21 protein-coding genes and 1 pseudogene are annotated in these 19,422 nt (G+C 68.0%); 14 read left to right on the top strand and 8 right to left on the bottom strand.

Going from position 1 to position 19,422, the window contains the following annotated elements; genetic code table 11:
- The 8 genes from QLQ12_RS37775 (at position 1) to QLQ12_RS37740 (ending at position 5,806) form a co-directional block, all read left to right on the top strand.
- Positions 1-297 (top strand): hypothetical protein, encoded by a 297-nt coding sequence (locus QLQ12_RS37775; RefSeq protein ID WP_282765721.1) that lies wholly within the window; start codon positions 1-3, stop codon positions 295-297.
- Positions 284-706: a hypothetical protein gene (locus QLQ12_RS37770; protein WP_282765720.1), complete on the top strand. Its 423-nt coding sequence runs from the start codon at positions 284-286 to the stop codon at positions 704-706. Before QLQ12_RS37775 ends, QLQ12_RS37770 begins: the two co-directional genes overlap by 14 nt.
- 136 nt (positions 707-842) lie before the next feature.
- Positions 843-1,232 (top strand): helix-turn-helix domain-containing protein, encoded by a 390-nt coding sequence (locus QLQ12_RS37765; protein WP_282765719.1) that lies wholly within the window; start codon positions 843-845, stop codon positions 1,230-1,232.
- Positions 1,233-1,426: 194 nt separating this feature from the next.
- Complete coding sequence (locus tag QLQ12_RS37760; protein WP_282765718.1) at positions 1,427-1,864, top strand: recombinase family protein; 438 nt, start codon at positions 1,427-1,429, stop codon at positions 1,862-1,864.
- A gap of 123 nt (positions 1,865-1,987) precedes the next feature.
- Positions 1,988-2,863 (top strand): radical SAM/SPASM domain-containing protein, encoded by an 876-nt coding sequence (locus tag QLQ12_RS37755; RefSeq protein ID WP_282765717.1) that lies wholly within the window; start codon positions 1,988-1,990, stop codon positions 2,861-2,863.
- 98 nt (positions 2,864-2,961) lie between these two features.
- Positions 2,962-3,912, top strand: a complete 951-nt coding sequence (locus QLQ12_RS37750; RefSeq protein ID WP_282765716.1) for a mevalonate kinase family protein — start codon at positions 2,962-2,964, stop codon at positions 3,910-3,912.
- Between the two features lie 15 nt (positions 3,913-3,927).
- Entirely contained in the window at positions 3,928-5,298 is a 1,371-nt protein-coding gene (locus tag QLQ12_RS37745; RefSeq protein WP_282765715.1) for a phosphomannomutase/phosphoglucomutase, read from the top strand.
- 196 nt (positions 5,299-5,494) lie between these two features.
- On the top strand, positions 5,495-5,806 hold the full coding sequence (locus tag QLQ12_RS37740) for a hypothetical protein (protein WP_282765714.1): 312 nt from the start codon (positions 5,495-5,497) through the stop codon (positions 5,804-5,806).
- A 424-nt stretch (positions 5,807-6,230) separates the two neighbouring features.
- Here the strand turns inward: QLQ12_RS37740 and QLQ12_RS37735 are convergent, their stop codons facing one another.
- Positions 6,231-7,433, bottom strand: a complete 1,203-nt coding sequence (locus QLQ12_RS37735) for a sensor domain-containing phosphodiesterase (RefSeq protein WP_282765713.1) — start codon at positions 7,431-7,433, stop codon at positions 6,231-6,233.
- A 421-nt stretch (positions 7,434-7,854) separates the two neighbouring features.
- Here QLQ12_RS37735 and QLQ12_RS37730 point away from each other — a divergent pair, with 421 nt between their 5' ends.
- Complete coding sequence (locus tag QLQ12_RS37730; protein WP_282765712.1) at positions 7,855-9,486, top strand: methyl-accepting chemotaxis protein; 1,632 nt, start codon at positions 7,855-7,857, stop codon at positions 9,484-9,486.
- 45 nt (positions 9,487-9,531) lie between these two features.
- Positions 9,532-9,783 (top strand): hypothetical protein, encoded by a 252-nt coding sequence (locus QLQ12_RS37725; RefSeq protein WP_282765711.1) that lies wholly within the window; start codon positions 9,532-9,534, stop codon positions 9,781-9,783.
- Between the two features lie 387 nt (positions 9,784-10,170).
- On the opposite strand, the gene QLQ12_RS37720 is transcribed toward QLQ12_RS37725, so the two are convergent.
- Complete coding sequence (locus QLQ12_RS37720) at positions 10,171-10,500, bottom strand: STAS domain-containing protein (protein ID WP_282765710.1); 330 nt, start codon at positions 10,498-10,500, stop codon at positions 10,171-10,173.
- Complete coding sequence (locus QLQ12_RS37715; RefSeq protein WP_282765709.1) at positions 10,497-11,009, bottom strand: ATP-binding protein; 513 nt, start codon at positions 11,007-11,009, stop codon at positions 10,497-10,499. Before QLQ12_RS37715 ends, QLQ12_RS37720 begins: the two co-directional genes overlap by 4 nt.
- 352 nt (positions 11,010-11,361) lie before the next feature.
- Between QLQ12_RS37715 and QLQ12_RS37710 the strand changes: the two genes are divergently transcribed.
- Together QLQ12_RS37710 and QLQ12_RS37705 are read left to right on the top strand one after the other, a co-directional pair.
- A complete protein-coding gene (locus tag QLQ12_RS37710; RefSeq protein ID WP_282765708.1) occupies positions 11,362-12,930 on the top strand; it encodes a GGDEF domain-containing protein in 1,569 nt (522 codons plus the stop codon).
- A 288-nt stretch (positions 12,931-13,218) separates the two neighbouring features.
- Positions 13,219-13,599, top strand: coding sequence for a response regulator (locus tag QLQ12_RS37705; RefSeq protein WP_282765707.1), 381 nt, complete (start codon positions 13,219-13,221; stop codon positions 13,597-13,599).
- A gap of 185 nt (positions 13,600-13,784) precedes the next feature.
- Here the strand turns inward: QLQ12_RS37705 and QLQ12_RS37700 are convergent, their stop codons facing one another.
- The 4 genes and pseudogenes from QLQ12_RS37700 to QLQ12_RS37685 form a co-directional block, all read right to left on the bottom strand.
- Entirely contained in the window at positions 13,785-14,633 is an 849-nt protein-coding gene (locus tag QLQ12_RS37700; RefSeq protein WP_282765706.1) for an ATP-binding protein, read from the bottom strand.
- 363 nt (positions 14,634-14,996) lie between these two features.
- Entirely contained in the window at positions 14,997-15,386 is a 390-nt protein-coding gene (locus tag QLQ12_RS37695) for an STAS domain-containing protein (protein ID WP_282765705.1), read from the bottom strand.
- A 75-nt stretch (positions 15,387-15,461) separates the two neighbouring features.
- A complete protein-coding gene (locus QLQ12_RS37690; protein WP_282765704.1) occupies positions 15,462-16,508 on the bottom strand; it encodes an ATP-binding protein in 1,047 nt (348 codons plus the stop codon).
- A gap of 257 nt (positions 16,509-16,765) precedes the next feature.
- A pseudogene (locus tag QLQ12_RS37685) lies at positions 16,766-16,890 on the bottom strand (ArsR/SmtB family transcription factor); the annotation flags it as partial.
- Positions 16,891-17,162: 272 nt separating this feature from the next.
- On the opposite strand from QLQ12_RS37685, the gene QLQ12_RS37680 reads away from it, so the two are divergent.
- Both QLQ12_RS37680 and QLQ12_RS37675 read left to right on the top strand, forming a co-directional pair.
- Positions 17,163-17,462 (top strand): hypothetical protein, encoded by a 300-nt coding sequence (locus tag QLQ12_RS37680; RefSeq protein ID WP_282765703.1) that lies wholly within the window; start codon positions 17,163-17,165, stop codon positions 17,460-17,462.
- 48 nt (positions 17,463-17,510) lie between these two features.
- Positions 17,511-17,849, top strand: a complete 339-nt coding sequence (locus QLQ12_RS37675) for an MDR/zinc-dependent alcohol dehydrogenase-like family protein (RefSeq protein ID WP_282765702.1) — start codon at positions 17,511-17,513, stop codon at positions 17,847-17,849.
- A 383-nt stretch (positions 17,850-18,232) separates the two neighbouring features.
- On the opposite strand, the gene QLQ12_RS37670 is transcribed toward QLQ12_RS37675, so the two are convergent.
- A complete protein-coding gene (locus QLQ12_RS37670) occupies positions 18,233-18,940 on the bottom strand; it encodes a recombinase family protein (RefSeq protein ID WP_282765742.1) in 708 nt (235 codons plus the stop codon).
- Between the last annotated feature and the right edge of the window lie 482 nt (positions 18,941-19,422).

Genomic DNA, 19,422 nt, shown 5'->3' with positions numbered 1-19,422 from the left:
GTGACGGTGTTAGGGCTGCATCGGGCGTCGCGGCCGAGCTGGCGCTGTGAGGACTGCGGCAAGCCGTGGCCGTGCCCGGAACGGCAGGCGATGTTGCTCGACGAGCGTCCGTTGGACCGGATGGCCGCGCTGCTGTTCATGGCCAAGCTGATGTATGAGGCGATCGAGGACTTCACCCAGGACGGGACGGGTCCGGTGCCGGATCTGTACGAGCGGTTTCTGGGCTTCCTGCGCCCGGCTGAGCCGGACCCCGCCGGCGGGACGGAGTCGGAGGGAGTAGCTGATGAAGGACCGTGACGAACGGCTCGTGGCCACAGCGGGGCGTGACGACGACGACCTGGTCAAGCTGACGGTTCATCTGCTGCCCGAGGCATGGGCAGCGGTACGAGCGGCCAGCGTGATCACCGGGGACACGCGCACCGACTGCATCAATCGGGCGCAGCGGTTCTATTCGGCGCTGGTCCACCTGGCGGCCGAGGGTGGTGGGCGGCTGACGTTCCATGACCGCGACGGCCTGGAACACCACGTCTACGTGTGGTCGCGCCGGAAGAGACGACGGGCGTGGCTTCGGTTCCCCCTGAAGAGGCCACGCCCGTCCCCGGCACGAACACCCCCCAGGCCAGCGGTGACCCGTAGCACCCCGTACGACCGGATGCCACTGGCTCCGGAGCCTATGGACGCCCGTCACGCCACGCGCGCCGCGTGACGGGGATGGCGGCGGGCGTGACCTGTCTTCCTCCGTGAATGGTCACGCCCGTCTGCCTCTTGGCTCTTACCGACTACTCGCAGACGTGGGAGTGGATGACGTGTCTACATCGAATCGCCTTCTCACTGGGGCGAGTGTGACGGCATCCGACCCCGAGGCCGGGGTGCAGGAGCTGGCGGTCGGCTGGTGGCGGCTGGGACGGCGATTGGCGTTGCGGCGGCACGCGGCGGGGCTGACGCAATGGGAGTTCGCGTATCTGACGCAGTGGTCACGCAGCACGATCGCCAACGCGGAGATCGGACGACTCAACGCGGCTTCCCGGCAGTTCTGGGCGCGGTGCGACGAAGTCTTAGGCACCGGCGGGGAGTTCGTCACCGAGGCGGACCGGCTGGCCCAACTCGCCCGCTTACGTAAGGCCGCCGCTGCCGATCTTCTTGCGGACAAGGAAGCAGCGGCCGTGACGGTGTGTGGCTGGTGCGGCCGGTCACCGTCGCTGGTCCGGGTCGGTACGGGGTGGCCGGAATGAGCGGCTCACAACGCCAGCACGCCCCCGGGGGTGGAGGGCGTGACAGGCGACTTCCTCCGTACTAGTCACGCCCGCCGGCCGGTCCCGGACTCCGGCATGGGAACGGGCGCAGGCTCCTGACGACCTCACCACGATTCAGCGATCCGCCGACCGACCCGCATGACGCAGAGCGAAACGACCGGACAGGAGAACTGATGTACGTGTTACTGGCGGTCGCCGATGGGGAGTGCCACGGGGAAGCCGCCGATGCCGAGTTGGAACATCAATTGCGGCGGCTCCGTGAGTACGTGGCTGCCAAGAACGTGCGGGTGAAAGCGGAGTTCACGACTAAACGAGCGAAGTCGAAAGTCCTGCCGTACAGCATGGCGGTGGCGGTGGGGCGCGTTGACCTCGCTGAACGGCTGCTCGTGGCGGACTGGGATCGGCTCCCCGAGCCCGGTCCCAAGATGGTCGAAGTCTTGCAGACCATCACGAACGCGGGCGGCGGAATCGAAACGCTCACCGGTGACCTGTGGGATTCACGCAATGAGATGTCGGGATCGCACACCGCCTCCATGCTCCTCACGGCGCAAGCAGGCTCGACGAACTCGCCGAGCGCGGCGCCCTTAGGGCGAGGCACAAATGACGCCTAGGCCAGCGTGAGGGCAGCTCCTTTCAAATGCGCCCGCCGTCGTCACGCCTGGATCGATATCGCGGTTTACCGGTGTCGCGATCTGGTGGCGGGTCTTACCTCTGGGGAGGAAACGATGGTTGCAATGCGCTCCGCTGTGACGGTGGCATCGCCGGTGGCGGTGATGCTCCCACGGTATGTGGAGGTGGAGACGTCGCGCCGGTGTAACCGGACGTGCCAGTGGTGCCCGAACGCCGAGAACGATGCCCGGCGTACGCAACAGGTCATGGAGTGGGGCCTGTTCCGACGGGTCGTCGACGAGTTGGGCGCGGCGGGATTCGATGGGGTCCTCGCGTTCCACAACTACAACGAGCCGCTGTTGAACCCGAGAATCTTGGACGAGATCGGGTACGTCCGTGCGGTCGCTGCGGCGGCGAAGCCCGCGATCTACAGCAACGGTGACATGCTCGACAAGGCGCTGTTCGATCGGCTGATCGCGGCCGGGGTGGCATACCTCAGGGTGACTCGCTACCCGCATGAAGCGCAGACGCCGGCGTCCTACGAGGCGATCACATCGTGGCTTCGCCAGAAGGGCTTGACGCAAGCCGCGGACTGGCGGTTCGAGCCGGTGCGGCAAGGGCTGGCGGGGCTGGCTGAGTTACCGACTTGCCGGGTGGAGGTGATCTCGCCGCAGATCATCGAGGCGTACAACCATCGGGGTGGTTCCGTCACCTCCCTGCCGCTGCTGGCCCGGCAACGCACCGAGCCGTGCCTGATGACCGCGACGAGCGCCGTCATCGACTACCTGGGCCGGTTGAAGATGTGCTGCTGTGTCTACCCGGAGGCTCCGGCGCATGCCGGGTACGTGATCGGGTCGCTCGCTGAGCCGGAAGCGTCGCTTCTGGACTTGTGGGGTTCTGAACAGATGAACGCCTACCGGCAGGCTCACGCCCGCGCGGAATGGTCGTTGTCACCGGCCTGCGGCTCCTGCACTCAGCCGCTACCGGAGACCCGGCGATGACCGCGACGACGGTCGCGCCCGTGGACCGGTACGCCGATCTGACCGTGTCGGCGTACGCACCGGGCCGGGTGTGCCTGGCTGGCGAGTCACTGGACTGGATGACGAACGGCCCGTCAGTGGTCGCGGCGGTGCCGCTGTACACGACGGTCACGGTCACGCCCGACGAGCGCAATCACTTCGAGGTGACCCTCGCCTCGCCGCTGTCGCAGCCCACCGAGCGGGTGGTATTGACCTCGGCATTGCGGGATTTGGCCGGCGACGACTTGGACATGCTGCAAGCCGCCGCGGCTGTGGTCGCCGAGCGGTGGGCGGTGCTACTCGGCGGTGCCCGGCTCGCGGCGGTCTCCAACATTCCGATGGGCGCCGGGGTGTCCAGCAGCGCCGCCCTCACCCTCGCAGCAGCGGGAGCGCTGATGCGATTCGCCGACGCGACAGTGCCCTCAGCCGCACGGGTCGCGAAAGCCGCATACCAAGCCGAGTCCGAGCTGGTCGGCACGGGTGCCGGGTGGATGGACTTCCTTGCCTGCGCACACGGCGGGGTCTGCCGGATCGAGGCCGGTAGCCCGCCTCGGCTGGTTCGCCTCGCCGACACCCTCGGCGTACCGCTGGTATTGATCGACACTCAGCAGCGTCGGGCGACCGCGACGGTGCTGGCCTCGAAACGGGAACGATGGCAAGCCGGTGATCCCGCGATGCGCGACTACGCGGCCTCGACCACGGAGATCGTGTCGCACCTGGCGTCCGCGCTCCAACAGTCCGAGCCGGATTACCGCGCGGTGGGCACGCTGATGACGGATGCCCACCAGCAGTTGCGAGACCTCGTGCGGTGTTCCACCCCACTGATCGACGAGTGTGTGGCGCGGTGCCTGGCCAGCGGCGCCTACGGGGCGAAGCTGACGGGCTCCGGCTACGGCGGCTGCCTGGTGGCGCTCGCACCGATCGAGCAAATTGGGGTGATTCATGCCGCCCTAGCCGACCTTCCGGTCCGTGTGATGGTGTTCACTACCGGTGAACCGCATGGGCTCGTTTTCCCGCCGTCCGACTACTGAAAGGCGCACGCAGCGATGCCGAACCTGGACCAACTGATCAAGGCGTACGACATCCGTGGCACTGTCCCGGACCAGTTCAACGAGGACCTTGCCCGGCAGATCGGGGCCGCCTTCGCTCACTGGTCCGAGGCCACGTCGATCGTGATCGTGCGTGACATGCGGCCTTCATCGCCCGCCCTGGCGCAGGCGTTCGCGGCCGGCGTGACCAGCCAAGGCGTCAACGTGATCGATGCCGGACTGGGCTCCACAGACATGATGTACTTCGCCGCCGGGCACCTCGATATGCCCGGCGCGGTGTTCACCGCGAGCCACAACCCGGCGCAGTACAACGGCATCAAGCTGTGCCGCGCGGGGGCTGCCCCGATCGGGCAGGACACCGGGCTCCGCGACATCCGCACGCTGGTAGAGAACGGCATCGCTGCCTACGACGGCCCCGCCGGAACCGTCACCAACATGGACGTGCTCACCAAGTACGCCGAGCACCTGCGCGGCCTAGTCGACCTGTCCGGCATCCGCCCGCTGAAGATCGTTGTGGATGCGGGCAACGGCATGGGCGGCCACGTCGTCCCCGCCGTCCTGGGTGACACTCTGCTGCCGGAGCTGCCGCTCTCCATCGTGCCGATGTACTTCGAACTGGACGGCACGTTCCCCAACCACGAGGCGAACCCCATCAATCCGGCGAACCTCGTCGACCTGCAGAAAGCGGTCGTGGAACACGGCGCGGACGCAGGACTGGCCTTCGACGGCGACGCTGACAGGTGCTTCCTGGTGGACCAGAACGGCGACCCGGTGCCCCCGTCCGCGATCGTCGCACTGATCGCCACCCGCGAACTCGCCCGAGTCCCCGGCGCAGCGATCGTCTACAACGTGATCACCTCCAAGGCGGTCCCCGAAATCGTCACCGAGGCCGGCGGGATGCCGGTGCGCTGCCGCGTAGGGCACTCGTTCATGAAGCAACTTATGGCGGAGCACGATGCGATCTTCGGCGGGGAGCACTCCGGGCACTACTACTTCCGCGACTTCTGGCGTGCCGACACCGGCATGCTCGCCGCCATGCACGTCCTCGCCGCCCTCGGCGGACAGGACCAGCCGCTATCCGACCTCACCGGCCAATACACCCGCTACGCCGCCTCCGGCGAAATCAACTCCGAGGTGCCCAATCCGGCAGCCATGCTGAAAGCCATCGGCGCCACCTACGCCGACACCCCCGGCGTGCAGATTGACTGGCTCGACGGGCTCACCGTCTCCTACGGCGAACTGTGGTTCAACCTGCGCCCGTCCAACACCGAACCCATGCTGCGGCTCAACGTCGAAGGACCCGACACCGCCTCAGTCCAGCGACTTCGTGACGACGTGCTGACCCAGGTACGCGCAACCGTCAACTGAACCAGTGCCGGGGGTGCCTATTTGCCCGGGGCATCCCCCACCCACCCGACTGAACCTACCGACGGCCTACTACTTGGTTGCCGATGGGAAACCGTCGTCACCCAACGGGGTCATGATCGATCAGGATGGGAAGGCCAGGGATGCACCGAGCCCTAACCTGGAGCTACGACTTTGGATCGAAGGGGCCGATTGTCCGATGGACTTCACTGCCATAGCGACCGGCTTCCTAGGAGCAGCCAGTCTCGTTCCAGCGGTCGCGTCCAGCCTTGTCGGCTTTCCCCCGTATCGCCAGTGGTTTCGGGGCGCCGCCCTAATGCTGATCGCGGGCCTGGGAGCTACCCTGCTCGCCATCTCCGTATGGCCGATAGACGACCTGCTGTACTGGCTGGGTGTACTGCTCGTACTCGGCGGCGTGTTGCTGGTCTGGACCTTGAGGTTTCGGACGTGGAGGTCCGCCCAGCAGCAACATGAACAGCGAATCGATAAGAACCCCGTCTGCGAGGGCTAATCGCCAACGCTGACGCGGCACGGCGTCGGATGGTTAGGCGATCCCATGGGGATCACGGCCAGCGCTGCACGCGCGACGTCGGCAGGCAGATAGGCCCGTTTCACACCCGGGTACCCGCCAACGGCCGGAACATGGTCGGCTAGAGGGTTCCAGGGTCATCGGCCATAGGGCACCGGGTGGTAGGGATCTTGGTTGGGAACCGTACGGAATGATCCGCCCGCCCCCGGGATGCACCGGAACGCGACTGAAACGAAACAGCAGGTCACGGGCACTATCAGGGCCGGGCGGGACCATCCCCGATGATCGACTTCTCGCTTGTAAACGGGAGGTCGTCGGTTCGATCCGCCACGTCGAAGCCTCCGCCGATCTCAGCGGATCTCATCTGGGGTTGTATGGGTATTCCCGCTCCTGGACGCTGACGAGGTCAGGCGGCCGTGGAGTACGCCGCCGCGTGGTACGAGTCGCGCAGTTCATGAACTGTGGTGGCGCGGTCGAACAGCCATCCCTGACCCAGCCCCACGCCTACGTCCAGCAGCGCAGCCGCCTCTGCCTCGGTCTCGACGCCCTCGGCCACGACCTGCGCGCCGGTGGTCCGGGCGAGATCGACCAGTGAACGGGCGACCACCTGCAGAACCGGATCGCGGTCGAGGCCGGTGACCATGCTGCGGTCCAGCTTGATGACGTCCGGTGCGGTGATCACGATGTGCCGCAACGAGGAGAAGCCGGCGCCGACGTCATCAATGGCAAAGCGCATGCCGCCGGCCCGCAACGGCGCGAGAACCGCCATGAGGGCGTCATAGTCCTCGACCGGATCATGCTCGGACAACTCCAGCACCACCCGGTGCAGCGGCATCATCTCCAGCATCCTCGAGCATTCGGCAGTGAGCAGGGTCGCCGGGGAGACGTTCATGGACACGTACCCGGTGACGTCCGCCAAATGGTCGGCCGCACGCCGCAAAGCCTGGATCTCCAAACGATGGCCCTCGCCGGCGCCGTGCGCGTCCGCGAAGCAGACGTCCGGCGTGCGGTTCCACTCCTGGGGGAACCGGCTCAGCGCCTCAGCGCCGACCCGGCGCCACGTCGTCAGGTCGACGATCGGTTGCAGCAGAACCACTGGCCCGCCCCGGGCGATCAGCGGGCGGACACGGTCCAGGATCTCCATGGCCACGGCCCGCTTGCGCACCCCGGGCTCGACGACCAGCGCCGCGGCCCGGGACAGCACCTCCATGATCGCCTTGTCGCGGAGGATCGGCTCCGAGTCTTCCGCGAAGCCGACGGCGCAGAAGGTTCCGTACACGCTGCCGTCGCTGAGTACCACGGGCACCGAGAGGAAACTGCGGATCTGCGGCACCGGAGCCTCGAATGCCCGCATGGTGCTGGGAAGAACCCGCACGTCGGGGATGACCGCAGGCAGCTCGCCGTCCATGATCTTCTGGCAGAGGGTTTCACGCCGGGGTAGCTTCGCGTCGCCGGGGACGGGCAGCGGCACGGCGGAGTCCAGCACCTCAAGATGCAGGTGCGTGTCGTCCATCCGCGTCATGAACGCCAAACTCAGACCCAGCGCCTCTCGGGCGGTCCTGAGCAGGGCAGCCACCTGTTGCGCTTCTTCGGTGTGCAGTGTGCCCATCACCATTCCTCCCGCACCGACGCGCCGCCGACGTTGCGTCCCCATCGGCACGCCGGCCGCCGGGCTGAGGCAAGCACGCTCAGGTCATCGCCCAGAGCTGCTCGTGCCCCAGACATCCACGACACCAGCAGTCCCGATGTCGATGCCGACGAGCACCGGCTCCCGAGCCCGCCCTGCTCGGTTGGCAACCCGGATCAACCAAGTCATACACCCGCTATCCGCACGGCCAGGCGGTCGTCACGGGATTCAGAAGGCGGCGGTGCACCGGGCGGCGCCGGGCGAAAAGGTCTCACTGCGTACCCAAATTTTGACGAAGTATTCAAACCGATGCAAAAGAGGAATTCTTGTGATTGGCCGGATTCCCTCCTCAATGATGAGGTCATGACTTCGGCAACGGCATTCCCTCCTCAATGATGAGGTCATGACTTCGGCAACGGCAAGCGAAGCCGCTGGAACCGCCACGGTGCGGCGCCGGTTGAGCAATGTCCGGATCGGCCCCAAGATCACGGTGGTGGTCCTGTTGGTGGCAGTGCTCGGTGGCGCCGTGGGCCTGTTCGCTCTGGCGCAGATGGCCCGGCTGGCCGATGCCACCGACGGCGTGTTCGCGCGGACGGTGCAGACGCAGGCGGTGGCCGACCTGCGATCGGCGTTCAACCGGGCGCGGATCAACTCGCTGGACTACGTCTTCGCCGCCGACGACGCCGGCCGTGCGGAGGAACGCGATCAGTTCGACGGCTCGGTCCAGGAGGTACGCGCCTCGATGACCGGCTACCGGTCCTTGTCGCTGACCGCCGCCGAGACCGCCCAGCTGGACGAGTTCACCACCGCCTGGGACAGCTACGAGCAGGTCATCACCGAGAAGATCTTCCCCGCCGCGGCCACCGGGCGCATCCCGCAGCTACGCGATATCCGGTCCGCCGAGGTGGCCCCGCTGGTGGCCACCATGCGCGATGCGATGACAGCGATGTCGCAGGCCACCGTCAGCGAGGCGAAAGCCGCGAACTCCGACGCCGACGACACCTACAGCACCGGGCGGGCCGTCGTGCTGGCCGCCATCGTGGCGGTGCTCATCCTCGGGGTCGCGGTCGCGGTGCTCTTCTCCCGCAGCATCACCGGGCCGCTGTCACAGTGTGTGCAGGTGCTGCGCCGCATCGGCGACGGCGATCTGACCGCCCGGACCGGTCTCGGCGGCACGGACGAGGTCGGGGTGCTGGCCACCACCTTGAACCAGACCGCACACCAGGTGGCGGGCACCGTGCGGGAGGTCCGCGACGACGCCGGCGAGCTGGCCACCACGTCGCAACGGTTGTCCGACATCGCCGGGCAGTTGACCGACTCCGCACAGACCACCGCCCAGCAGGCGAGTTCCGTCTCGGCGGCCGCCGAGGTGATCTCCGACAACGTGCAGACCGTGGCCGCGGGCACCGAACAGATGAGCGCGTCCATCCGGGAGATCGCGTCCAGCGCCGGCGATGCCGCCCAGGTGGCCGGTGCCGCGACCACGGCCGCGCAACGCACCACCGCAACCATGGCCCGGCTCGGGCAGGCCAGCAGCGAGATCAACGAGGTGATCAAAGCGATCACCTCCATCGCCGAACAGACCAACCTGCTCGCGCTCAACGCGACCATCGAGGCAGCGCGCGCGGGGGAGGCGGGCAAGGGTTTCGCCGTGGTCGCCAGCGAGGTCAAAGATCTGGCGCAGGAGACGGCCCGCGCCACCGAGGACATCAGCCGGCGCATCAACGCCATCCAGGCCGACACCGACGCCGCGGTCACCGCGATCGCGGACATCGGCGAGGTGATCAGCCGTATCAACGACTACGCCACCACCATCGCCGCCGCCGTCGAACAGCAGACCGCCACCACCGGCGAGATGGGCCGCAACGTCAGTCAGGCCGCACACGGATCCGGGCGCATCGCCGCCGACATCAACAGCGTGGCGGCCACCGCGAACAGCACCACGGCGAGCGCCGACGAAGCCCGCCATGCCGCCGCCGAACTCGCCGGCATGGCGCAACGGCTCGGCGCGGCCGTCAGTAACTACCGAGTCTGAAACTACCGAGTCTGACCACACCCGTACGACACCGGGATCTGAAGGATGCAGCCTCTACCTCGGCCCGTACCTCGGCCGACAACCGGGAACGACCCTCAAGACGTCGTCAACCAATGCCTGGCCGCGGCCCTGCAGGCGCACACCGCGCTGGACTCGACCACGCACACCGTCGCCGTGACCGCCGAGCGGTATCCGGATGTGGCAGCCGATTTGAGCGCCGCCGCGGCCGCCCTCACCACCATCCGCGACAACCTTCTGCGCTGGGCCGACGACCTGGTCATTCACCATCGGCTGTAAGCGGCATCGGAGGCCTGTTAACTTATGTTGATCTATACCTTGGCCCGCCGGGCAGCCGAGTAGGGTGTTTTCGGGGTCTTCGACCCGGTCGCCGTAAACGCGCGGCAACGACTGTGGCGGGGACGGCCTAAGGAACGCATACGTCTGGCCGGGGCGTGGGACGTGCAGCGACGTCACACGCCCCGGCCAGTCCGACCTAGGGGTAGGTACTTGTCCGATCGGCAACTGCGGATGCTGCCTTAGGGCTAATCAGCGCCACGCGGAATCGCGCTCGCCGCCTGCTTCCGTGAGCCGACGGTGTCCGGGTAGTGGCCTGCGTGGGCGTGCTCAACATCCAGCTATGCAAGGCAAGGACGGCACCGCCGACTGCCCTGGGAACAGGCCCGATTAGTGAGCCGACCCGGGGGCGGTGAAAGTACTCAGGACCCCCGTGACTTGCAGGACTCTGCGAATCCGCGCGGCGGGATTGGCCAGGGTGAACTGACAGCCCGTGGTAGCAGCGGTGTTGTGGGCGTTGACGAGTGCCGTGATGGTGGTCGAGTCGATGAAACCGACGGCGCTGACGTCGACGGTAACGATCGACGCCGTACGCACGGCGTCCACCAGCAGGTTCTGGAGTTCGGTGGCGCTGCTCAGGTCCAGTTCTCCGGTCAGCACGATGGTGGTGTGGTCGCCATCGGTGCTTTGCTCGTGGTGCCACATCGGCTCCGGATTCATGAATCCCCCTTCGCGGGTTCGGGTGCAGCGCTGTTGTCCTCCGCCGGTACGGTGGCGGACGGCGGTTCTGGGCAGAGGCAGACGGTGACCGAGGCAGTGACACCGTCGGGTCGGCGGGTAAGCACGAGCGTGCCGGTTAGGTGATGAGCAAGCCACAACCCGCGCCCGCCGGGTACGTCGACGGCCGACAATCGTACCGGCAGCCCATCGGCCCGTGTTCCGGAGTCGATGACCTCGCACACCAGCACGTCGTCGAGCACACGCACTTCGAGGACGCCTGTGCCGCCTCCGTGGCGCACAGCGTTGGTGACGAGTTCATTGACCGCCAGGACCACGTCGTCGGCGCTGTCACCGGTCAGTCCTGCCTCGGCAACCGTCGAAGCCAGCAGGTGTCGCGCAGCGGTCACCGTCGCGGCATCAAATGGCTGCCGCAGCACCATGCCGGCGCTACCCGAGATAGCGGTGCGGACCGTCGGGCCGGAGATGTCCGATGGATCCGGTTTGGCCATGAAGGAATGCTAGACCGCGAACACCGGATCACGAATCGGCCTAAGAGATCGGCCTCGAGCGAACACAGCGGTGTGTGGACGAACAAGAGGCTGTCCTCACGAGCCAGCACCCGTTGACCGTTCCGGACCGCAGACGCCGGCGGCCACGGCCTGGACCCGACTGAGTTCGGGCACGAGGTCACCCTTGCGCCGGGAGGCGTGCGCACGACCGAGTCACCCGGTGACCGCACGTGCCATGTCGAGGCGATCCGGGTGTGCAGAGGACCAATCGGAATCTGCATTGCTTGCAAGGGCTCACACTCCGCCGGTGGCCGCCGATGGGTTGCTCGTTGTGGAGAGGGAGGAAACGCTGATGAGGTGGCCGCACGCGACGGCACCGGCGTGGCCGGTGCACGCCGGCTTCGCCGGAGTGTTGGCACTGTTCGGGATCGCTTACGCGATGGCCGGGCCGGGCGCGCGTACGGTGATCTTCGCGGTGGCGTCGGTCCTGCCGATTCTGACGTGCACCGCCGCGATGTGGGCGGGGCACCTGACCGACCGGCGGCCGTGGATCACTGCAACGGCAGGGCTGATCCTGCTCGCGGTCAGCATGGCCTATTGGCCGACGTGGATCACCGAGCACCACCTCGGCCGGGCAGAAGGGCAGCCGGTCGACTTCATCATCGCGACCGGGCACGGGCTCCTCCTGGCCGGCACGGCCTGGGCGCTGCGCCGGCATGGCAAGAACGACTCCGGTGGCATGCTGGATGCCGCCCTGCTGGGGCTCTGTGCGGCCGCGCCGGTGTGGGCGTGGCTGTTCGCACCCCATCTGACCGCCGACGCGACGTTGCTCGGCGAGATGCTGGCGCTCACCGACCTGATGGTGCTCTGCGGCGTGATGGGCTGCCTGGTCCGGATCGGAGTGCGGGCGAAGAAGTCCCGTGGGCCGATCGCATACCTGCTCCTGTCCACCACGATGACGCTGGCCGGCGAAGTGGTCGCCGTGTTGACCGTGCACGGCACCGCGACCTGGACCAGCGAGCTGATGATGGGGGCGTACCTGGCCATCGGCGTAGCGGTTCTGCTGCCCGCGGCGCCGCAGATCACCTTCCCGAGCGGCCGGATCAAAGCGGCTACCGGTGAGCCGCCGCTCGGCTGGATCGGCGCAGCCCTGTGCACCAATCCGCTGATGGCGGCGGTCCAGGCGATCCGCGGCGACGAAGGAGCGAGCATCCTGCTCCCGGTCGGCTCGATGCTGATCGTGCCGCTGGTCCTGCTCCGCCTCAAACTGTTGTCGACGCAACGACGCGAGGCCCAACGCGAACTGGCCTACCACGCCCACCACGACGAGCTGACCGGCCTGTTCAACCGGCGGCACATCACCGCGCACATCGACGAGGCGCTGGCCGAGTTGCGCGCCGGCGACCTCGCACAGGTCAGCGTCCTGCTCTGCGACCTGGACGGCTTCAAGCCGATCAACGACCAGCACGGGCATCACGCCGGAGACACCGTCCTCAAGACCATCGCGGGACGGCTGGCCGACGCCGTGAAAGGTGCCGACGTGGCCGGCCGGATCGGCGGCGACGAGTTTCTCATCCTGATCAGGGGCGAGCTCGGCGACGGCGCGATCGAGCGGATCACCGAGCTGGTGCGCGAACCGATCCGGATCGACGGTGCGACAGTGCGAGTCGGTGTGTCCATCGGCGTCGCCACCGCGGGCCGGGGAGAGAACCTCGACCGTGACGCCTTCATCAACCTCGCGGACACCGGCATGTACGCCGCGAAAGCAACCCGCGCCGAGATCCGCACCCCACGGCCGATCAAAACAGGACAGAAACGGCGGGCGACAGCCGTCACCACGTTACCGCAGGCAGCGGCGAGCACGCCCATGGCCGGGAGTGTCAAGTTAACGGCTCGTAGTGAGTACCGGTCCGTGTCGTGATCAGATGCGGATCACACGTTCGATGTCATCACTCACGATGCCCATCTCGCCGGGCCTCAGTCCGGCGTGCCGGGTCGGAAACACCTCTCTCCTGGCACAGTCCCCACGTGCACTGCACGATGTTGATCGTGGTGTCGGCACGGCGCCTTGTCCCGGCCTGGTGCACCCGGCGGGGTGAACGTCGCGTATCGCGGGGCTGATTCCTTGTGGGGTGGAGGGGCCGTGGGGCGTTGAGGTTTCCGGCAACTTCAACGGCGAAGGGAAACCCGGATGGCTGTGATTGTGGCGGTGGACGACGACGATGATGTCCGTGCGGTCGTGGTGAGGATCCTGCACCGGGCCGGGCATACCGTGGTGCCAGCGGCCGACGGCGCTGCCGGGCTCCAAGCGGTCCGCGACCACCTGCCGGACCTCGTCGTGAGCGACATCGACATGCCCGTTATGTCAGGTTCCGACCTGTGCTGTGCACTACGCGAGGACCCCGGCCACAGCGATCTGCCCGTGCTGTTCATCAGCGGAAGCCTCGTCCCTGGCGACACCCGTCCGATCGGGGCACAGGCGACAGCCGTGTTGCGTAAACCGTTCACATCCGCCGAGCTGCTCGCCTGCGTGGAGAAGCTGCTGCAAGGCGGTCACCGGCCGGGTCAGGAACCGAGTACCTGCCCGTGAGGCAAGGGCAGGACGGCGTACAGGCGTGCGGACGACGAGCGTCGGAACCCGACCTCGCATGACACTTGCCCGAACGAAGCACTCCGGTCGTTCCACTCCCTCCAGTGGAACGTCTTGGCATCCCTGGTTGCCGTGGTGAGCGGGTGGGACCTCTTCGGGCAGCGGGGGTTCGCGGCGGGCCGTGGTCAACGGCCGAGGTAGTAGCTGAGCTGGAGGCGAGTGCCGGTGGGGTCGGTGGTGATGTCCATGGCGGTGCAGGCGCGCTGAATGAGCCCGAAGCCATGGGGGCGCCGCAGTCGGGTGCGGGTGCGAGGATCGCGGGTCGATCGCAGGGTCGCGCCGATGCCGGGACCGTGGTCGCTGATCTCGCACCAGAGGTGGCCGGCGCGCTGCCACATCAGGAGCTGGCCGTGTCCGCCGCCGTGCTGCACGGCGTTGGTCATCGCCTCGTGCGCGGCCAGCACGAACCGGTGGGCGTGCTGATCGGGCAGGTCGTGGGCGGTGCTGGCGGCGTGGAGGCGCCGGCGCAGGAGTGGCAGTGAGGCCTGGTTGAACCAGCAGACCAGCGGTAGGGCGGTGATGGCGTCGGCCGGGCCAGTTGGCGCGGTGGCGGGCGGGCCGCCGTTAGCAGAGGGGCGGGTCGGGTGGCTGCGGGCGCGGGCGAAGGCGTCGGTCCAGTCCAGTCCGAGACGCTCCAGGGTGAGCAGTTCGGCGGCTGCGGCGGCGAACGCCGTCGCGGCGTGCTGGTCTGTTTTGTGTAGTTCTCCCGGTGTGCGGCGGTACAGGTCGACGGCGCCGGCGTGGTGGATGCCGCCGGCATGCAGGGGCAGCGCGAACACCGCCCGTGCTCCGGCGGCCAGGGCTGCGGGGGTGAACCGTGGCCAGCGTTCGCGCCACGACGGGTGGGTCAGGTCGGCGGCGTGGATCGGCTGGCCGGTGGCGGTGGCATCGCGGCACGGGCCGTCGTCCAGGGTCTCCTGAGCGGTTTCGAGTCGTGCGCTGCCCTGGTCGCTGCTGAACCGAGGCGGCGGCACGAGGTTGGTTCCCCCGCGGGAGGGGGGAGGGCCGGCTGACAGTCCGACCCCGTTGATGCCCGGCATCAGGGCGGTGCTGGCGCGGCACAACTCGGTCAAGTTGGGGCCGTGAGCGCCGACCAGGTTCCAGGATCGGTGCGGGGGTGCGTCGTCTCGATCTTTGTTGTTCAGCGGAATCACCGCAGCTGCTCCCTCGGTGCGGGGGCGCTACCGGGGTCTGGGGCAGCAGACAAATGGAGGCGGGACGCGTGGCCGCTCGCCAGCATCGCCGCGTTGTGCGGCGGAGATCGACGGCGGGTGGTTTTCGACCGGGACCAGCCTATCGATATCTACCGTTGGTGATGACTGTAGTGGAGGAGGGGTTCAGTCGGCTTTGCGGGGATCCGGGGTCGGGGTGTAGCCGAGGATCGTGGAGGTCTGGCACAGACCGAGCAGCACGTCGAGGGCTGGTCCGGCCGTGGTGATCTGGACGCGGCGTTGTGCCTGGCCGTAGGCCCGGCCGAGGGTGTGGAGGGCGCGCAGGCCGGTGAGGTCGCAGAAGACGAGGGCGGACAGGTCCAGTTCCAGAGGTTGGCCGTCGAGGTGGTTGTCGAGGATGTTGCTGAGCCGGCGGTGGAACAGGGCCGTGGTGGCGATGTCGAGGTCGCCGGTGACCGCGACGCGTACGACGTCGCGGCGTCGCCCTGTCTCGGTGACGGTGAGGCGCTGGTCGGCCTCGTCGAGGTAGGGCTTAGTGCCGGGCGTGGTGCTCATCGTGCGGCGTCTCCGATCGGCGGTTTTACCGATTCTGCATCGCCGTGCAAGCTGCCGGCCATCTGTTGTCTGTGCTCATGTCGGGGGGCGCGGGTCGAGGCGGTGGCTGAGCAGCAGGCGGGTGCCGGTGGGGTCGGTGCTGATGTCCAGGCTGGTGCAGGCTCGTCGGATGATCTGTAGACCGGTCCAGCCGGATTGCCCGGGATCGGCGTCGGTGGGGGTGTCGGCGGGGGTGGGGATGCCGGGTCCGTGGTCGCTGATCTCGCACCAGAGCCGTCGGTCGCGGTGCCAGAGCAGGAGTTGACCGTGTCCGCCGCCGTGGTGCACGACGTTGATGACGGCTTCGTGGATCGCCAGAGTGAACCGGTGCGCGTCGGCGCGGCGCAGTCCTTGATGCAGGGCCAGGACGCCGATTTGCTCGCGTACCGGGCCGAGCATCGCCGGGCCGAACCAGCAGGCCAGCAGCACCCGGTCCGGGGCGGGTGGCGTGGTGGTGGGGGTGCCGGGGTGGGTGGTGTCCGCCGCGTCGGCGGGTTGGCCGCTGCGCCATCCGTGGGCGAAGGCGTCGGCCAGGCTCAGGCCGTGACGTTCCAGGGTGAGCAGTTCCGCAGCCGCGGCGGTGAAGATCGTGGCCGCGAGGTGGTCGGCGCTGCTGAGCGGGCCGGGGGTGGGCCGGTACAGGTCGACGGCCCCGTCATAGCGGACCCCGCCGGCATGCAGGGGCAGCGCGAACACCGCCCGTACCCCGGCGTCGAGTGCGGCCGGGGTGAACCGGGGCCAGCGCTGCCGCCACGACCCGGCGGACAGGTCGGCGGCCAGCACCGGCCGCCGGGTCGCGGTGGCGTCGCGGCAGGGGCCTTCGTCCTGGGTCAGCTGCGCGGCCTCCAGCTGGGAGCTGGCCGTGTCGCTGAAGAACCGGATTCGCGGAACCGTGCCGGCCGGGCCGGCCGACAGGCCCATCCCGGCCACGCCCGACATCAACGCCGGGCCGGCCCGGCATAGCCTGGTGACGTCCGGCCCGTAGGTGCTGACCAGATCCCAGACCCGGTCCCGGTCGCCGCCGTCGCGTCTGCTGTTCTTGCCGGCCGCCGAGTTCGGGTGGAAATAGTGTGCACCGGTCATGGGGGACCTCGCATCCGGCTCGGCACCGCCGTGACGAATTCAGACCCAGCAACACAAGACGCCGGCATCCCACCGAGACAGGGAATCCTCCGCCTCCCGACGGATTACCTTCACGATACTCCCGAATACCGCAATCTACGTAAATATGATGAGCTGCCCCTCCCCGAACGAGTGCGCTTCCGATTCGAACCCCCACCCAAGATGAACAACCCGCCTGACTTTCTGCCTCAACAGCAGATCAGGCGGGTCGTTCTGGCTCCGGTGACATCGAAGGCGCTGGTCAGTTCGCAGACGTAGGCCTCGCCCATGGACGCGATCAGCGACAGCAGCCGCAGCCGGATCGGGTCGCTGGCGCCTTGAACATCGGCGCGAGCCGGCCCGCTGCGCTGTCGTCTGCCCTGAAAGATCGACCCCGAGGTGTTTACGCAGCTTAAGAGCCGTGCTGACTGCCGTGCGCTGCTTCACGTATCCGGCGACGTGCTCGGCAGCCCGCCGTCGGCGCATCTGGGCCCTCACCGGTGGCACGTGAGGGCCGACCCGTACGAGTGACGGATCTGCCGGTGTGGGATTTCGGGGCGGCGGGTAGCTCTAGGTGCGGCGTCAGCGAAGACGTCCCCCACACATTGCTAATGAACATCTTCAGGAGCTGACCAGATGGCTACGTCCACTCACGGCAACCACGAGAGCACCCACGTGGCGCACACCCGTACGCGGGGCGAGGAGACCAAGCCCTCGTTCAAGACCACTGAGCTGATCGTCTACGTGCTCGCCGTCATCGGCGTGCTGATCGCCTCCAACATGGTCGGCGACGGCGCCGCCAACAACGGCAGCGACTACTTCGCCGCCGACAAGGCCTGGTGGTACATCACTCTGCTCACCATCGGCTACATGATCAGCCGGGGCCTGGCCAAGGCCGGTAGCCGCAGCAACGACCACGACCCCCGCACCCACTGATCCACCACACGCACGAACGGCCCTGGCGGGCCAGGCTGGTCCCCCGACATGAGCCTGCCCGTCAGGCGGGTCCTGGTCTCCGGCGCTGGTCTGATCGGATTGCTGGGCGTGCAGCGCGGGTTTGAGGTGCATGTTCTGGACGTCGCTACGGAGGGGCCGAAACCCGCGGCCGTCGATGCGCTCGGCGCGTGTTACCACACGAAGCAGATGAGCGAGGTCGTCGCCAAGGTGCGACCTGACATCGTCATCGAGGCGACCGGCGTGCCGCAGGTGGTCTTCGAGGCGATGACCGGCAACGCGGCGTACGGGGTCGTCTGCCTGACCGGCGTATCGCCGGTGGGCCGCAAGATTGCGGTGGACGTGCGCCCAGCCGATGGATGCGTATGACCTTCAGGCCGTCGTTTGCAGGCGACTCGGGTTGCAGAATGCCTTCGACGCGAAAGCAGGCGATTGCCATGGATCGTTCCCTCGCGATGTTCGAGGCCCTTGCTCGCACGGCTGACGCGATCGCTGCAACGGCGGAGGCCAGCGCTGATGTACACGATCAGGCGGTCGACAACCTGCCGGGAGCGGCGGAGCACGCCGCTCGCGACCGGCGTTTCGCCGAGGCGGAGCGGGCGGCTGCGCTTACCGCAATGGCGAGGCCCCGCCCGAGGAGGTCCGCCGGGTCATTCGTGAGGCCCGGCCTCCGGCGTAGATACGGATGGTCGGTGCCGCGCCACGATCCGTTACCGGTCGGCAGTTCTAACTGGTCTGGTTTAGAGGGCGGCCTAGGCTGCGGGCGGCCAGCTCGGGGTCGATCGGGTCGAGGACGCGGGCGGGTCGGGGTCGCACGATCGCCGGAGGATCGGCGCCGGTGCGCTGGGCGTGTTCGGTTCGGGCCTGTTCGACGACGTCGGGGTACGCCTGCGTTTCTCCTGGGCGGCGAGTGCGCGGTAGATGCTGGCCACGCTGGGGTTGCGGCCCGTGCGTTTACCGGTCGGGATGAACAGGTCAGGCCGGATCTGCTCGACGGTCTCGCCGGCGGCGCGGCGGCGCAGCACCGTGTGCAGCATGTCCGGGGTGATGACGGCGGGCCGGCCGCCGTGCTTTCCAGGGCGGGCTGCGGCGTCGAGGCCTTCGAGGGTGGCCTCGCGGATGTTCTCCCGTTCGGTTCCGCCCATCGCGGCGAAGAAGGCGAACAGCATGCGCCCGGAGCCGGCCGGGTCGTAGAGGCCGGGTAGCGGGCCGGCGAGCATCTCCAGGACCAGGCCGTGCGCGCTGAGATGGTCGTCCAGGGCGGTGAGTTCCGCGGCGTCGCGGCCGAGGCGTTTCATCTCGTTGACGGTGAGGATGACCCGGCAGTGCGGGGCGTGGGCCTTGATCTCACGCGCAAGGGCGAGGGCCGCCTCGAACTGAGGCCGCACCCGGACCCGGGTGGAGATTTTCTCGGAGAAGATCTTGTCGCGGAGGATGCCATGTGCGGCGAGCGCGTCCAGTTGCGACTGCAGCTCCTGGGTCAGGGTGCTGCGGCGGGCGTACCCGATCCGGATGTCCGCAGCCGGGGTGTCGGCCCGCAGCGGTGCAGGTGGTGGGGTGCCCGGCCGCCAGGGCTGGCCCGGGCAGCGGTCGGCCGGGGAGCACGCGTAGGGCCTTGCTCAGTCGGCGGACCTTGGTGAACCGGCCGGTGTGGTACGAGGTGGCCACCGCCCCGGATCTCGACCGGCATGGCGAGCCGGGCTGCTCCTGGAGGCGCGGGCACGGGTGCCGCTCGACGTTGTCGGCGTCACGCGAGTCGGATTCACGCTTGTCGTCGGCGGCCATGCCCCAGAGCTTCGTGCAAACATTTCTCAGAACCTCGCCGCGACACTCTTGCGTGAGAACGGGTTGTGAGAACGAATCCGGCCCGGATCCGCGGTGACGGGCCGGCTTTCGGACCTTCTCAGAATGGGACCCTTTTGTGAGACTGTCCACCGAGCGC

Source organism: Actinoplanes sandaracinus (genome assembly GCF_030009775.1).
Lineage (GTDB): Bacteria > Actinomycetota > Actinomycetes > Mycobacteriales > Micromonosporaceae > Actinoplanes > Actinoplanes sandaracinus.
Note: the sequence above shows the minus strand (reverse complement) of the source record. Positions and strands in the feature narration are given on the sequence as shown.